Origin of the sequence: Pseudomonas sp. fls2-241-TYG-175 (genome assembly GCF_030209155.1) — a bacterium.
In the GTDB taxonomy this organism is placed as follows: Bacteria; Pseudomonadota; Gammaproteobacteria; order Pseudomonadales; family Pseudomonadaceae; genus Aquipseudomonas; species Aquipseudomonas viridiflava.
In genome coordinates this window covers 42,653-56,963 of record NZ_JARVSO010000041.1, presented here as the reverse complement: position 1 = coordinate 56,963, position 14,311 = coordinate 42,653, and the positions used below count along the sequence as shown (strand labels likewise).

15 protein-coding genes are annotated in these 14,311 nt (G+C 58.0%); 12 read left to right on the top strand and 3 right to left on the bottom strand.

Going from position 1 to position 14,311, the window contains the following annotated elements; all coding sequences use genetic code 11:
• The first annotated feature begins 23 nt into the window (after positions 1-23).
• Genes QRN20_RS23365 through QRN20_RS23310 form a run of 12 tightly spaced genes read left to right on the top strand, consistent with a single transcriptional unit; the run spans position 24 to position 10,796 of the window.
• A complete protein-coding gene (locus QRN20_RS23365; protein WP_025994403.1) occupies positions 24-314 on the top strand; it encodes a putative phage tail assembly chaperone in 291 nt (96 codons plus the stop codon).
• Between the two features lie 20 nt (positions 315-334).
• Positions 335-478, top strand: coding sequence for a DUF6890 family protein (locus QRN20_RS23360; RefSeq protein ID WP_413817181.1), 144 nt, complete (start codon positions 335-337; stop codon positions 476-478).
• Positions 479-483: 5 nt separating this feature from the next.
• Complete coding sequence (locus QRN20_RS23355; RefSeq protein ID WP_285361325.1) at positions 484-2,847, top strand: phage tail tape measure protein; 2,364 nt, start codon at positions 484-486, stop codon at positions 2,845-2,847.
• Positions 2,847-3,164 (top strand): DUF2590 family protein, encoded by a 318-nt coding sequence (locus tag QRN20_RS23350; RefSeq protein WP_285361324.1) that lies wholly within the window; start codon positions 2,847-2,849, stop codon positions 3,162-3,164. Before QRN20_RS23355 ends, QRN20_RS23350 begins: the two co-directional genes overlap by 1 nt.
• Positions 3,161-4,330, top strand: coding sequence for a baseplate J/gp47 family protein (locus QRN20_RS23345; protein WP_285361323.1), 1,170 nt, complete (start codon positions 3,161-3,163; stop codon positions 4,328-4,330). The genes QRN20_RS23350 and QRN20_RS23345 overlap by 4 nt, the downstream gene beginning before the upstream one ends.
• A complete protein-coding gene (locus QRN20_RS23340) occupies positions 4,327-4,851 on the top strand; it encodes a phage tail protein (protein ID WP_029242418.1) in 525 nt (174 codons plus the stop codon). Before QRN20_RS23345 ends, QRN20_RS23340 begins: the two co-directional genes overlap by 4 nt.
• 8 nt (positions 4,852-4,859) lie before the next feature.
• Complete coding sequence (locus tag QRN20_RS23335; RefSeq protein ID WP_285361322.1) at positions 4,860-7,202, top strand: phage tail protein; 2,343 nt, start codon at positions 4,860-4,862, stop codon at positions 7,200-7,202.
• Positions 7,199-7,690 carry a hypothetical protein gene (locus QRN20_RS23330; RefSeq protein ID WP_285361320.1) on the top strand — a complete coding sequence of 164 codons (492 nt, stop codon included), beginning with the start codon at positions 7,199-7,201 and terminating at the stop codon, positions 7,688-7,690. Before QRN20_RS23335 ends, QRN20_RS23330 begins: the two co-directional genes overlap by 4 nt.
• On the top strand, positions 7,680-8,612 hold the full coding sequence (locus QRN20_RS23325) for a hypothetical protein (RefSeq protein ID WP_285361319.1): 933 nt from the start codon (positions 7,680-7,682) through the stop codon (positions 8,610-8,612). Before QRN20_RS23330 ends, QRN20_RS23325 begins: the two co-directional genes overlap by 11 nt.
• Positions 8,609-9,145: a baseplate complex protein gene (locus QRN20_RS23320; RefSeq protein ID WP_043305069.1), complete on the top strand. Its 537-nt coding sequence runs from the start codon at positions 8,609-8,611 to the stop codon at positions 9,143-9,145. The genes QRN20_RS23325 and QRN20_RS23320 overlap by 4 nt, the downstream gene beginning before the upstream one ends.
• Positions 9,142-9,840 carry a hypothetical protein gene (locus QRN20_RS23315; protein ID WP_285361318.1) on the top strand — a complete coding sequence of 233 codons (699 nt, stop codon included), beginning with the start codon at positions 9,142-9,144 and terminating at the stop codon, positions 9,838-9,840. The genes QRN20_RS23320 and QRN20_RS23315 overlap by 4 nt, the downstream gene beginning before the upstream one ends.
• Complete coding sequence (locus tag QRN20_RS23310) at positions 9,825-10,796, top strand: phage baseplate assembly protein V (RefSeq protein ID WP_285361317.1); 972 nt, start codon at positions 9,825-9,827, stop codon at positions 10,794-10,796. The genes QRN20_RS23315 and QRN20_RS23310 overlap by 16 nt, the downstream gene beginning before the upstream one ends.
• 3 nt (positions 10,797-10,799) lie before the next feature.
• Here QRN20_RS23310 and QRN20_RS23305 read toward each other — a convergent pair whose 3' ends face one another.
• The 3 genes from QRN20_RS23305 to QRN20_RS23295 all read right to left on the bottom strand — a co-directional run bounded on the left by QRN20_RS23305 (position 10,800) and on the right by QRN20_RS23295 (position 13,216).
• Positions 10,800-11,447, bottom strand: a complete 648-nt coding sequence (locus QRN20_RS23305; protein ID WP_285361315.1) for a hypothetical protein — start codon at positions 11,445-11,447, stop codon at positions 10,800-10,802.
• A 69-nt stretch (positions 11,448-11,516) separates the two neighbouring features.
• Positions 11,517-12,170, bottom strand: coding sequence for a hypothetical protein (locus QRN20_RS23300; protein ID WP_285361313.1), 654 nt, complete (start codon positions 12,168-12,170; stop codon positions 11,517-11,519).
• Positions 12,171-12,172: 2 nt separating this feature from the next.
• Positions 12,173-13,216, bottom strand: coding sequence for a DUF262 domain-containing protein (locus QRN20_RS23295; RefSeq protein WP_285361311.1), 1,044 nt, complete (start codon positions 13,214-13,216; stop codon positions 12,173-12,175).
• Positions 13,217-14,311: the final 1,095 nt, after the last annotated feature.

Sequence of the window (14,311 nt, the reverse complement as noted above, 5' to 3'; positions counted from 1 at the left end):
CTCAACCTTACGGATACACAGACATGAGCGAAGTAAACCGCAGCATCACCCTGGAACGTGGCGACAAGGAATTCACGTTCAACCTGAGCCCCCAGGTCATCACCAAGTACTTCAACGCCACCACCCAGGCCAACAAGGTCGCCCCGGCTCACAACCTGCTGATGGGCACCGTCAAGGACGAGGACAAGGCCGCGCTCAAAGCGCTGCTGGAAAACCCGATCACCACCATGACCCTGGCCGGCGCGCTGCTTGAAGAGTATTCGCCGGACGTGGAAGTGATCGTAAAAAAGTCCTTGAGCACGCCGAAGGCTTGACCCAAGACGGGCTGGGCCAACTGCTGGCCCTGACCCACCGCTGGCTGCCTGGCGCAGAACCCACGATTGAGGTCATGGGCACCGCCAAGTGGCTTGAAGACGAATACTGGAGACGCATGGAGATCGCCGTGGCCAACGGCATCTCCACTGCCTTTAACGGATAACCCTGATGGCTGACCGTTCCGCCCGCCTGGCTTTCATCCTGAACCTGACCGACAAGGTCAGTGCGCCCCTGGGCAAGGTGAAAACCAGTTTCAGCGACCTTGCCGCCCAGAGTCAGCAGAACATCATTCAGATGGGCGCCGGCCTGGCTGGCATGGTGGGTGCGGGCACAGCCATCACTGAATCCCTGGAACCGGCGCTGGAAGTGAACCGGGCGCTGGGTGACATGCGCGCCCTGGGCACTGCCGAGGACGCACTGGTGTCCCTGAACAGTAAAGCTCTGGAATTCTCGATCACCTACGCTGCCAGCGCCGCCGAGTTCGTGGCCTCGTCCCGCGTCATCGATGGCGCGATCAAGGGCCTGGTCGGCGGCCAGTTGGCCGCCATCACCAGTTCCAGCAACCTGCTGGCCAAGGTCACCAAGGCTGACGCTGAAACCACCGGCGCGTACCTGGGCACCATGTACAACCTGTTCAAGACCGAAGCCGACAAGATGGGCAAGGTCGAATGGGTCGAACAGCTGACTGGGCAGACCGCGCTGGCCGTGAAGCTGTTCCGCACGGACGGTGCGCAGCTCAAGGACGCGTTCAAAGAGGTCGGTGCGATCGCCACGCAGGCCGGCGTCAGCGTGGCCGAGCAGATGGCCGTGATCGGTTCGCTGTCCAGCACCATGGAAGGCGGCGATGCCGGCGGACGCTACAAGGCGTTCTTTGAAAACATGGGCGCAGCGGCCGAGAAAACCGGCCTCAAATTCACTGATTCCACCGGCAAAGCGCTGCCGATGATCGAGATCCTGGACAAGCTGACCGCCAAGTATGGCGACCTGACCAGCGCGTCTGCCGGCACCAAGCTGATGGAAGCATTCGGCGGTGAAGGTGCCCAGGTGATCGGCGCGCTGGCCAAGGACACCGACCGGCTGCGCAGCGGCATCAGCGAGCTGGGCAAGGTCCGGGGTCTTGAGAACGCCGAGAAGATGGCCAAGGCCATGGTCGATCCATGGCAGCAGTTCGGCAAAGCCGTCGAAGCGCTGCGCATCGCGTTCGGGCAGTCATTGATCCCGACCCTGACCCCGCTGATGGATCGCCTGGTTGGCATCGCCCAGACGCTGACCCGTTGGACGCAGCTGTTCCCGAACATCACGCGAATCATCGGTATCACGACGCTGGTGGTCTTTGGCTTCATCGCCGCGATGTCCATGCTCACCCTGGTGGTCGGTGTCAGCAAAATGGTCTGGCTGGGCATGCTCACGGTCTGGAAGCTGCTCAACTGGCAGGGCTTCAAGTCCATTGCCATGTTTCTGTTCCACACCGTGCTGGTCGCAGCTTTCGCGGCAGGCCTGGTGGTCCTGTACACCTGGATGGGTCTGGTGCGGGCCGGCATGCTGCTGTGGCAGGGCGCGATCTGGCTGGTCAACGCCGCCATGTGGGCCAACCCGGTGCTGTTGATTGTTGCGGGCATCGTCCTGCTGGTCGCCGCCGTCGTAGCAGCGGTCGTGTATTGGGACGAGCTGTGCGCGGCGCTCATGAACACCACCGCGTTCCAGTGGATCAGCGACCAGTTGGCCAGTCTGTCCAACTGGTTCGGCTCGATGGGCGGCTGGTCCGGCATCGCCAAGACGGCCTGGGACAGCATCCTGGCCACGGTGAAGGGCGCAATCAACGGCCTTATCCAGATGGCCAACAAGATCCCCGGCGTCAACATCGAGACGACGTTTGCAGATCTGCCGGAGCCGCCCAAGGTGCCGGAAGTGCCTGGCCCCGTCGTGACACCGGGTCCGCAATTGCCGGCTGCAGTGGCTACACCCCCAGCGGGCACAGCGCCTGGATCCAAGATGGCCTCGGCCGCGCCGGTACCGGCCAGCCAGCCGCCCAAGCCGCTGGCCCTGGTGCCGGCAGCAGTCACCCGAGCGGCGCCGGCGCAGATCCCGGCGCCGAAGGTCCAGGTCTTGCCAGCACCGCCCATCAGCGTGCCGCAACCCAACGTGCTGCCGTTCAAGCCGCTGCAGATGCCGGTCCCGCAGATCCAGCAGGGCGAGCCGATCAAGCTGCCGCCGGCACCGGCCGGTCTGGCGCTCCCGACGCCGGCCACCACCGGGTTGCCGGCGCGTGTCGAGAAGGTCATTCAACTGCCTGCCCAGGCGGAGAAAGGCATTGAAGCCCGCAAGGCGGTTTCGGCCAATACCTCGATCAGTCCCACCAAACCCACAGCCGTCCCGAAAGGAGGACTGATGCAAACGTTCCAGAACCAGAGCAACGCCCTGAACCCGCATGAGCGCCAAGGCATCCGCGTGGAAAAGGTCGAGATCCACACGTCCAAACCCATGACCCCACTGGAAATGGAAAACATGATGGCCATGGCGGTGGGCGGCTGATGAGCGAATACGTAGATCTGTTGATCATGAACAACGACCTGGTGCTCGATCCGGCCCGTCAGCCGCTGCTGGTGGATGACCGCGCCTCGATCGCCCAGGACATCGCGCACCTGATCCGCGAAAGCGGCCTGCTGGTCACGTTGGTGGCCGAGCGCGACCGGCTGCGTCAGCGCGACTGCATCCAGCAGATGGAGCTGCTGGTGGAGGACGACGAACGCCTGGTGCCAGGCACAGCGCAGATCGAGCAGACGCAGCCGGGCGTGTATCTGGTGACCGCCACGACCGTGAAGTTCGGTCAGGTGGAGATCTTTCTATGACCGTGGACTTCAAAAAGGCCTTGGGTGATTCCGGCATCCCGACCACTGAGGCCCAGCTCAAACAGGCCTGGGAAAAGCTCGCCGTCGAGCAGGGCAGCACGCTGACCAACACCAGCGCATACAGCCCGTTCTGGCGGATTATCACCGCCCTGGTGACCAAGCCGGTGCTGTGGCTGCTGGAGTTTGTCAGCGGCACGGTCCTGCCGAACTTCTTCGTGAAGACGGCCGGTAACCAGTGGCTGGACATGTTGGCCTGGGCGGTCAACGTCGAGCGCAAGGCCGCGACGGTGGCCACCGGTGAACTGCTGTTCACCCGCGCCAATACCGGTGGGGAACTGGAAGTGCCGATCGGCACCCTGGTCCAGTCTCCGACGCTCAACGGCCATATCTATCAGTTGGTCACCACCGAGCCGTGCAGCTTTGAAGAAGGACAGAGCCAGTTGGTCGTGCCGGTCAGGGCCGTGGGTGCCGGCAGCGGCTACAACCTGGCACCTGGTTATTACGCCGTCTTGCCTCAATCGGTGCCAGGCGTCGTCCAGGTGGTGAACGCTGCAGAGTGGCTGCAGACGCCAGGCGCGGACGCCGAGCACGACGACCAGTTGCGTCTGCGGGTCCGCAACCAGTTCTCGGCGGTCAACCAGTGGCACACCGACGCGGTGTATCGGGCGATCATCACCGGTTTTCCGGGCGTGGCGGCGGATGGCGTGTACTTCGAACACGGCGCACCACGTGGCCCAGGCAGCGCCAATGCGTTCGTGCTGTTCGACGCCGGCGTTCCGGCTGACACCTTCCTTGAGCAGATCAACACCCATATCCGCGACGGCGGCAACCATGGCCACGGTGATGATCTGCTGGCCATGGCCATGCCTGAAACCCTGCACGCGATCAGCGTCAACGTCTGGCCGGTGGCCAACCTCACGGCGCTGCAGCTGCAGACGCTGCAGACCGAAGTCGGGCTGTTCATTCGGGCCGCTTTTCGCGAAAGCACGCAGAGCGATTACGCCCCGACGCGCACCTTTCCCCAGTCCCGCTTCAGCTTCAGCCGGCTGACTGAAGAGCTGCACGTCCAGTTTCCCAACATCAGCTCGCTGCGTTTCGCCAATGCCGACATCGTGTCAGCGCTGACCATTCCCCGGATCCAGAGCCTGGCGGTGGTCCTGCAATGATCAAGCTCAAGCTGCCGTTCTGGCTCGAAGGCGTGGAGCTGACCAAGCTGGTCACCACTGCGCAGATCTGGTGGGAGCAGGTCACCGAGTGGCTGCGCTGGCCCTATCTGCAGTTCGACGCGGATACCTGTCACCTGTCCATCCTGGAACTGTGGGCCTGGCAGCGTGACGTCACCCGGTTTACGGCCGAGCCGGAAAGCCTGTTCCGGCTGCGGGTCAAGTACGCCTTTATCAACTCCGTGGACGCCGGCAGCACTGCCGGTTTGAAACGGATCCTGGAGCGCCTGGGCGTCGGTTACGTCGAGATCCAGGAACGCATGCCCGAGCGCGACTGGGACGTCGTGCTGCTCACCCTGAGCGATTCCCAACTGTCCGAGAACCCGGACCTGTTGCGCGTGCTGATCCGTCAGTACGGACGCACCTGCAGGCGGTACGACTTCGTGACCATCACACCCGTGCGGCTTGCTGTCGCCCTGGTCGATTTCAATGACGATCAGCAAACGCTGGTCGCCAGCCTTTAGGAGCCCTCATGGCTGCAAGCATCACACTCGCCGGCGAAAAGCTGATTGCCCAGAAGCAAGCGGCAAACCTGCCTCTGACCGTCGCCCGGTTCGTCCTGGCCAACGTGCCAGGCCTCAACGTCACCGGCCCCGTCAACCGCGCAGGCCTCAAGCCCCCAGCGGCGCAAATCGTCCACACGGCAAGCGTTACCCAGCAAGGTTTCGTCAACCCGAACCAGGTGGTCTACAGCCTGTTGATGGGCACCGACATCGGTGACTTCGACTGGAACTGGATCGGGCTTGAGACCAGCGACGACGTGCTGCTGTCGGTCGCTTACGTGCCTGTCCAGCAGAAGCGCAAGAACATCCTGCCCGACCAGGTCGGCAACAACGTCACCCGTAACTTCCTGGTGGTGTTTGACGGTGCCCAGCAACTGACCAATATCAAGATCGATGCGAGCACCTGGCAGTTCGACTACACCGCCCGGATGAAGGGTATCGACGAGCGTGAGCGGCTGAGCAACCGTGACATGTTCGGCCGTGCCTGCTTCTTCGGCAGCGGCCTGCAGCTGCAGCGCGTGGGCAGCACGTACCAGGTCAGTCCTGGTACCGCGTATGTCGAAGGCGTGCGCCTGCAGCTGAACGAGACACTGCCGATCACCGTGCCGTCGTTGCCGAACAAGGCCTGGCTGGACGTGGTGCTGCAGCGTGAGCTGAACGATGTCGTCGCATCCTTCAAGGTCGTGTTCGGCCAGGACGCGAAAGTCGACTACGTCGACAGCGCCTCGGCCAGGCATTACCTGGTCCCGCTGGCCGACATGACCGGTACCAGCACTCTGGTCGACCTGCGCCCGATCGAGGCGATCGACAGCGAGCTGGTGAAGCATTTCGCGGCGCGCGTCGGGGATTATCCGAAGCTCCGCGCCCGAGCGACGACCAAGGAGGACGTCGGGCTGAGCAATGTGCCGAACGCGATCAGCGATGATCCTGCCAACAGCAGCAGCGCTGTGCTGGCCAGCACTAGGATGGTCAATGCCGTGCGCACGGCCATCTTCCAGGCCATTGCTGCGATCGTTGATGGCACCACCACCGTAGGCAGGGCTGCTCGCCTGGCCACGGCCCGAGCTATTCGGTTCAACGGAGCGGCAACCGGCGTCGGAACCTATGACGGCGCAGGTGATACCGACATCGCCCTGACGCTGGCTGATAGCGGCGTTGTGGCGGGGACATACACAAAGGTAGCCGTCAACGCAAAAGGGCTGGTCACCAGCGGCGGCAATCCAACGACGCTGGCCGGCTACGGCATCACCGATGCTTACAGCAAGGTGGATGCGAATGGCAGTTTTGTGAAGCAGGGCGGTGGGCCTGACCAGAAGAGCAATCAGATCAACATCGGCTGGACCGGCTCGTTGCTTAAAGTGAGCGTCGATGGTCAGGACTTGGGGCGGATCTGGACCGAGGCGACGTTCAACCCCAACGATAAGGCTAATAAAGCCAGCACCCTCAACGGTTACGGGATCGCCGACGCTTATACCGTTCCACAGGTGAACGAGCTGCTGGGCAGATATGCCCTGTCGGACTCGATCACATACATCGGTTTTGCCAGTGACAACCCCCAGTTTCCTTATATGCGTCGTGCGTCGAACGGCGGTGTTTACTACCTCCAACCGCAGATCGGATACACGCCACTGCAGCAGGGCGGCGGTGCTGGCCAGCGGACCAACAAGCTGTTTATCGGCTGGTCGGACGTCGGTCTGAAACTGACGGTGGATGCCACTGACATGGGCCGGATCTGGACCGAGCAGTCGTTCGATCCCGGTCAAAAGGCCAATAAATCCAATTCCATTGCCGGATATGGGATCACCGACTGCTACACCGTCACCCAGGTCAATTCGATGGTGTCTGCAAGGGTCGCGGCTGACTCGATCACGACTGCAGGTTTTGCCGGTGACAACCCGGAGTTGCCCTATTTCCGCCGCGCCGCAACGGGTGCCGTTCACTACCTGCAGAAGCATATCGGCTACACGCCCGTGCAGCAGGGTGGCGGCGTAAACCAGGCCGGCAACCAATTGCGTCTGGGATGGGCCACCAACGGCGCAGGTGTCCGTGCACAGGTGGATGCCACTGATCTCGGGCTGCTGTGGGGCGAACAGAACTTCTACCGCCCAGACAACAACAACTTTCTGGCTGTTTCCGTCACCGCTACCGAAGTGCGGCTGCCTGCAGGCGGCACCTGGTGCTACTCATTGATGCACTACTACTCCGGCGGCGCCGGCGTCATTGGCCGCAGCGGCCAGGCGGCGGGTGGAACGGTCATTTCATTCAGCGGCGGCAGCACCATTTACGGTTTCGCCTGGAGGTATGCAGCATGACAGACACAGTAATTGAAGAATTTCTGCCGCCAGTGTTCGCAGCTCCAGAGGAACCAGCGGCCATAGGCATGACCTTCTCTGATGTTGCGCTAAAAACCGACGGTTCTTTCGTGATAACCGTTGCTGGCAACCGTTGTCATGTGACCGAGGACTACAACCCGCCGCTATACCAGGCCGTGCGTGATTACCTGGAGCAAGGCGGATCCTCATCGGATTACGCTGAGGATATCGTTGTCCAGTCCGATCCTGCGTTGTTGGCCAGGCTGCGGATTGAGGCCAGCCTCAAGACCTCGGAAACGCTGGTGTCCGAATACCGCGATGCGCGGGATCTGGGCGCTGCGTTGCCGATCACCGCCGAACAGTTCAGCGAGCTGCTGACCTGGCGTCAGGCGGTACGCGAGTGGCCGCAGGTAGCGGGCTATCCGAACGAGGCGAGCCGGCCGGACGTCCCGGCCTGGATTCAGACGGTGCTGAACAATGGCCAATGAGTGGGCACCGATCAAACTGCGCTGGCCTGAGCAGGCCACGCAGTGGATGGACCAAATGACGACGGCTCGAGACCTGATCGAGACGGAAATGGTGAATACCGGCCAGCGCGTCTCGATGCTGGCCGACATTGCCACGACCAGTCCTGGCCTGATCGCCGATGCGGCTCAGTCAGTGATCAGCGCTGGGCGCAGCGCGCTGGCCAGCCAGTTCGAAAACATACCATCCTGCATCGTCGTGACGCCGTTCCAGCATGGCATCGGCCAGGGCAGCGGTGGCCACCAGCGCTTTCTGTCTGCGCCGAACCTGCTGCAGCTGTTGGCCGACAAGTTGACCGACACGACGGACGCGGTCCGGCCGCAGGGCCAGCAGAGCGCTCTGGTGCTGATCTTCCTGGCGACGCGCCTGGATCAGCTCGCTGCCACGCTGGGCCGTTTCAACGTCGTGCTGCCCATGCCTGACCTGGTGCGCGCTGAACGGCGGGCCGAACACCTGGCGCGCCTGGAGCTGGAAAAGTGGGAAATGCCCATCGCCGGACAGACGCCGCTGTGGGGCCAGTTGCCGCTTCAGCGCTGTCCAATCACGAAGCTGGCCAGCCAGTCGATGGCCGGTCAGCTGGCTGTGCTTGAAGGCTATGCGGCTGACAGTTCGCCCATGGCAGACCTGGCAGATCTGCAGGCGCGTAAGAAGGCGCAGGCCGAAGAGCGCAACCAGCAACTGGCCGACCTGAAAGCCCAGTTCAGCAACAGCGCCGATGACGTCTCGATTCAGTCGCGCACGCTCGGACCTGGTGACGCGGGCCAGTTGCGCCGCGAACTGCTTGAGGGCGAATCTCCGGGTCACGAATGGCCGCTGTGCGCCGGCGCGCTTCTGGTGGGCTCTGCAGAGGGCCTGAGCTTCGTTCGTGAGCTGGTGGGCCTATGACGCTGCTGCTCAATGGCGAACAGATCATCGGTCACCGCATGAAGCTGACGGCCAACCTCAAGATCGAGGCCGACGACCTCGGCGGACAGACCTCGGGCACAGACAAGTCCCACAAGGGCTTCAAGCCTAAGACGCTGACCGTCGCGTTGACGATCCCTTACAAGAATCTAGATAACCTGCGCACGATCATGCGCCTGGCTGAATCGACCGAAGGCGGTGGCCAGCTGCGCACCTATCGGATCGTGAACGACACGGCCAAAGCCTTCGGGATCCGCCAGGTCACGTTCTCGGACGGCGTCAGTGCCCGTGAAGACGACACCCTGGCGCAGTGGATCGTCCAGTTCACCCTGAGTGAGAAGCTGTCGAACCCGGAAAAGGTCGAGAACCGACGCGCCGGCAACGCCGTGTCGGCTCAATCAGCGCCTGGTGACGGTGTGGCAGGATCTGGCGGATCCGGCACGTCTCCCGAAGAGCTGACCGGCTTTGAGGCGGTCCTGAAGAAGGTCGACAACTACCTGGGCGGCACGCCATGAGCATGAAGCTGCATAAGGTGCTGTCGATCGGCGGTGTGGCCGTGCCCCTGGTCACGGACGACGTCCGGCTGGACCTCAAAAGTCCAGGCCGTGCCACGTTCACGATCAAGGCCGGTGCCACCGTCAAAGGGCTGGTGACGCTTGATATCGGCTACAACGAATCGGCCCTGCAGCGTCACTTCATTGGCTACGTGGAGCGCTGCACGGCCACCAACGGCGTCGAGCAGGTCGTGCTGTGCCGTGAAGTAGCCGCGGTGCTGGCCCAGCCGCTGCCGATGAACCTGCGCCATGTGGATCTGCGCGCCGTCCTGGCCGACATCAGCACCAGGACAGGCCTGCGCTTCCGTGTTCCGGATAAGGCTTACACACGTGTCCGGACGCCGTTTTTCTACAATCTAGCGGCCGGCTATCAAGCGATGGACAGCATCGCGCGGGTGTTCGGTATCAACGATTTCGTCTGGCAGCAGCAGGGGGACGGCGAAGTCTTCGTCGGTGCCTGGGCCGACAGCTTCTTTGGCGCTCGACCGCCGCTGCAGCTGCCGGTCAACCTGTTTAACGGCTACCAGGGCAACCAGAGCGCGATGATCGCAGCCTTACCAGGCTTGCGACCCGGCGCATCGATCAATCAGGGCGAGCGGATCACGAACGTGACGCTGTCCGGCACACAGATGGCCATCAAATGGACGACGCAATAAAACGCAGTGTAGAGCGCCAGTTTCCGGAGATTTCCGGCGGTTACCACCTGCCGCGCTTTGCCAAGGTCATGGCTGTGGCGGATGCGCCGGCCAGTGCCGGTGTGTGCGATGACTTCCGGCCGCGCTTCTCGGTCGACCTGCAGGTGATGGGGCCAGACGGTGAGATCGATCCGGCATTGCCGGTGCTGGCCGGCGTGCCGCTGCCCATGCCGGTGGGTGGTGACGAAATGGGGTTCTTTGCCTTTCCGGAGGAGGGCACCCAGGTCGTGGTGTGCTTCGCCTATGGCCTGCCGAACAAGCCCTACATCCAGACCATCCTGCCGCACGGTCTGACGCTGCCGAAGGTGCCCAAGGGCGACCAGGTGTGGCAGCACAGCGATGCGGTGCAACAACGCGTCGACGCGGACGGCAATTGGCTGCGCAAGACTGACGGCAAGATTCAAGACCAGGCGATTGAGCGCGAGGTCGACGCGATGACCAACGCTGAGCACTTCCAGAGCCACACCAGGACGGTGGATGACCATTCGACCGAGTCTGTGGGTGGAGTGAAGAAGATCGAGGCTCTCGGCGCGCTCAAGCTGTTGTCAGGTGGATCCGCGAGCCTGGCGGCAGTGGACGACCTGCATCAGGCGACGGGCCGTGACCTGAACCTGGTTGTTGGCCAGAAGCACAACGCCACGGTGGGTGGCGACATGCACGAGCGAATCCAAGGGTTCCGTGAGAGCATCACCAATAAGAGCCAGCGTCTGCAGGCTCCGAAAAGCTGGGTTGGGTCTGAAGGAGTGAACATCTTTCAGGTTGTTTGCGATCTGATCGATCTTGTCCAAGACATGAACAACGAGCTTGCTGCGCATACTCATGGGCCCACACCCTTGCCGAGCAATGCTGCGACGTTTACCACAGATGCTGCAAAAGCTGCATCGCTGGGACTGAAGCTGTCGGCAGTAACTCTCTGATTGCTACTTGGAATTAGTATGTTGCTCGAATTCTGTTATAGACATTTCATAGGACTTTACGTTGTCAATGAAATTTGTGCACGCGCCATATAAAGCTGCCGATACAATTAAAATGTTTTCTGCTGTACCTGCGCCGTTTGCACATGATACGTCCTCTGTGTCCGTATAAAGCGATATGTAGTTTTCGATTTTGTTATTTAGATCGCTTATTAAGGAAATGATGTGGAAGGCGCAGTCCCTCTGAGTGGGGCTATATTCATGTAAAACGCTAGTGAAAAAACCTTCTAAGCAATAGGCTGCTGGTTTAATGGGTAAGTCATAAGTAGGGGGTAATCCATAAACGCTGCAGTAATCCCTGCATTCCCGAGCTCCGGTATATGCATGTTTGGCTTGGGATTTGATTCTTTCTATTTCCTCCTGAATTGCTAATTTTTTATTCGTAGTTTCTCTGGCTTTGCCGCTTTTTTCAAAAAATTTATTTATGAATATACCTAAAGCTACTCCGCATAAGCCGATTATCCCGTTTGCGACCGGGGCAAAAGTTTCGTACCAGCTTTTCTTTTGATTCGTTAGCGAGGCTAAGACGGCTTCGTTGTTTTGAGATGCCAAGTGGAAGTAATCTAAGCACTGTGTGAAGTCAGCTATATCCATTTTCTGTCCCTGATAATAAATAATTGACTAACATTGACTGTATTTGTCATGCACGCTTTTACGTCAGAGTTAGTGTTCGGTAGCTACGTCTGCAATTAGAAGCATGTCTTCAATCCATGATGAAAGCGCATAGTTGTCAGTGTCAGTGGTTCTCCAAAATAAGCTGGCTGCGGGATGACGGATTTTTCCAGATCGATATAGGCTTGATAGTGTTAAAAGTTCCGCATATGTTTCCTTATTCAAGTGAGCGACAGCGTTTCTGACTTTCTGCAAATGCTTTGGACCTAGCAGGCCGCCGCCGAATGAGGATGTAACAACTGAATGATTAGACAATCCGCATAAGTGTGACAACGAGAGAATTTTGTCGATATCTCCCCAAGTTGGTTCAAAGCGAAGAATGTTATTGGAACCTCCGGCAACAATCTGATATGGTCTATTTACTTTAGTTGCTAAGTAAGAAATGCGTTCTGTAGTAGGTGGGCTTACGTTCGTGGCGGGCTGGATGACTGCACCGTTCTTGGCGATGCAACCCAAGCAACATTTAATAAAATACTCTCTTGAAAATCTATTCCAAGACTGCCACACGTAGTCAATAATACCGTTTAGAAAAAATAAGTCTTCATTCGATATCGTTTTTGAGGCAAGCATATGCTTGTTTTTAAAGTTTTGATCTGCCCACAAAAGTCGACGTTCCAAATTGGAATAAGCACGATCTAGTCTCATAGCTATGACCGCAATGCAAGCGCAAGCTGACGAGTTCTCACAAATCTATTGGGTGCGCGGTTGGTTCCTCCCGAGCAAGCTTTTACGTAATCTGAAAACCTCCGCTCGTCTTTGTTTTCATGCGCATAAGCCATTTCCAATAAAATCGGGAGTGCTCGCTCTTTGGAATTGCAAAGCGAACCGGTTGGCGCAAGGCCTGTTTGCTCTTCGAAGTTAGGGAGGCCGTATTTATTGTGAAAGGTAGCGCAGAAAAGAGAGTGTACTACATAAGGCTTCGAGAGAAAGGTATCTCTATAGTCGGCCAGTAGTTCTGAATAGAAATCTATAAACTCTATTAGAACTTCCTTGAAGAAATCTTCTGCGTCCAAGTTTTCTTCATATTTCTCGTAAAACTCATTAAGCTTTTTCGTGCTAGATGAAATTATACCTTCTTCTGTAGCTAACAAGAGTTCTGATACTAGTTCTGCGTCAGCCATACGCACCAGATTCCGACTACCCAGTATATTGAATCCAGCAAAAAACTCTGCATTTTCAGTGCAGAAATTGTTGATCATCCATTTGAATTCGCCCTGATAAGTCGAGTGTCTTTTTTCGGCGTCGTTCAGCGGGAGTGTGTAGGCATTCATCCTTTTGAACATTTCAAGGATTTCTTGCCTCGTTGCATTACGAATAACATCTACTGAGATGGGGTACGATAAGAAGGTGTCTTGTTCTTCAGGCTCTAAGTCACTGAAACGCTTTCCAGCAAAATTTCGTGATACGCTAGTTAAGGCAAATCGATTTTCGACGAAGGAGACTACGGACGAGATGCGCTGTTGCCCATCAACTAGCTCTCTTTTTGTTTTTCGAGTTGCTCTATCTAGGTACTCGAAGAAATATATTTTTGGGAACGGAAAGCCGCTAAGTATTGTGTCTATAAAATAGCTTCTGGGACCTGACGGCCAGATACCGGTTCCTCGTTGATATTCCTTGTTTGCTACAAGATCTTTGCGGCCAAGCATTTCAATGATCTCGGCTACTGAATATCGACTTTCATCCATTCGCATATTTTTTTCCTTATTACAAAATTACCAACCACTGAAGGTCGGTCATTTTCATTGGTCGATGACTGTATTTTGTATGGTACCTAATAGATTTCTTTTTTGACACCAGTCTTGATTCTCGATTTTTGCCAAGAGCTTGGCTTCTGCCTCACCCGTCGAGTCCGTCCTTATCGCCAGACCTCTTTCCAAGCGGAGGGATGCGGCGATCAATGACATGATTTCTAGATTATCCGATTCAAACTGGGGTACCACTGCCCCCCCCCCCCCCCCCGGCTCTAGGTTCATAACTCTTTGGCTAACGTAATTCTTTACGCTAGTAAGTCATGCTTGTAAAACGACTGATCGGTCAGGATTCGAGCACCTCATCAATTTTGCTCCACACCCATTGATCGATCCGGTATTCAGCGTGAGCAAAGAAAAGCCAACAAAAAAGCACTTATCCCCCTCCCGCCGACGGGCTCCGCGTCCGTTTTTTGTGCAAACCCAGATGCGATGAAAGCAATACTCCAGCCCAAGCCAGCCGTGGGGTTGCGTAGGGGAGCTGCAATTGCACAACGTGCAAGCTTGTGCAGGAAAATGTCAGCGCCTTGCACAGCGAGCGACAGGGCGGTGCAGGCGGGGGCAGTCCTCGGAAGCCCGGCCTGCTTAGGCAAAAAATTGGAAAACCGAGGAATGGGGTGGTTTTCCAAATCGACACCGGTCTCAAAGCTGCGCACCAGGGCATCGGCGGCCAGATCAGATCCAACCTCTACAACTCAAGCAGAACGGGCGCTGTAGCCGCATTCAGGGGGCTTTGGAGATTGCACACCATTGCACGCGCTGGTGACGATCTACAGGCCTTAATGCCTTGCAGTCAGGTTTTCGAAAAAGGGCGTTTTAAATGAGATTGAATCTCAGGTATGGGAGGGTGTTTTCAAAAAGAGCGATATTAGCTATATGACCCGCGAACCTAGGCTGGAGGCCACGGTTTTACTGGGCTGTGCGTATTACATCGGAAGGTAATATGAAGCGATATGAAAGGTAATATTTTCCTGAGACCCCCGGATTCATTGGGTTTTAGGAAATGAAAATATAGCTTTAGTAAAAGGTAATATTATC

Coding starts and splice junctions, on each gene's coding strand:
- QRN20_RS23345 (WP_285361323.1), top strand. CDS start 3,161: ATGACCGTGGACTTCAAAAAGGCCTTGGGTGATTCCGGCATCCCGACC.
- QRN20_RS23335 (WP_285361322.1), top strand. CDS start 4,860: ATGGCTGCAAGCATCACACTCGCCGGCGAAAAGCTGATTGCCCAGAAG.
- QRN20_RS23305 (WP_285361315.1), bottom strand. CDS start 11,447: ATGGATATAGCTGACTTCACACAGTGCTTAGATTACTTCCACTTGGCA.
- QRN20_RS23350 (WP_285361324.1), top strand. CDS start 2,847: ATGAGCGAATACGTAGATCTGTTGATCATGAACAACGACCTGGTGCTC.
- QRN20_RS23315 (WP_285361318.1), top strand. CDS start 9,142: ATGAGCATGAAGCTGCATAAGGTGCTGTCGATCGGCGGTGTGGCCGTG.
- QRN20_RS23320 (WP_043305069.1), top strand. CDS start 8,609: ATGACGCTGCTGCTCAATGGCGAACAGATCATCGGTCACCGCATGAAG.
- QRN20_RS23295 (WP_285361311.1), bottom strand. CDS start 13,216: ATGCGAATGGATGAAAGTCGATATTCAGTAGCCGAGATCATTGAAATG.
- QRN20_RS23330 (WP_285361320.1), top strand. CDS start 7,199: ATGACAGACACAGTAATTGAAGAATTTCTGCCGCCAGTGTTCGCAGCT.
- QRN20_RS23325 (WP_285361319.1), top strand. CDS start 7,680: ATGGCCAATGAGTGGGCACCGATCAAACTGCGCTGGCCTGAGCAGGCC.
- QRN20_RS23365 (WP_025994403.1), top strand. CDS start 24: ATGAGCGAAGTAAACCGCAGCATCACCCTGGAACGTGGCGACAAGGAA.
- QRN20_RS23300 (WP_285361313.1), bottom strand. CDS start 12,170: ATGAGACTAGATCGTGCTTATTCCAATTTGGAACGTCGACTTTTGTGG.
- QRN20_RS23310 (WP_285361317.1), top strand. CDS start 9,825: ATGGACGACGCAATAAAACGCAGTGTAGAGCGCCAGTTTCCGGAGATT.
- QRN20_RS23355 (WP_285361325.1), top strand. CDS start 484: ATGGCTGACCGTTCCGCCCGCCTGGCTTTCATCCTGAACCTGACCGAC.
- QRN20_RS23340 (WP_029242418.1), top strand. CDS start 4,327: ATGATCAAGCTCAAGCTGCCGTTCTGGCTCGAAGGCGTGGAGCTGACC.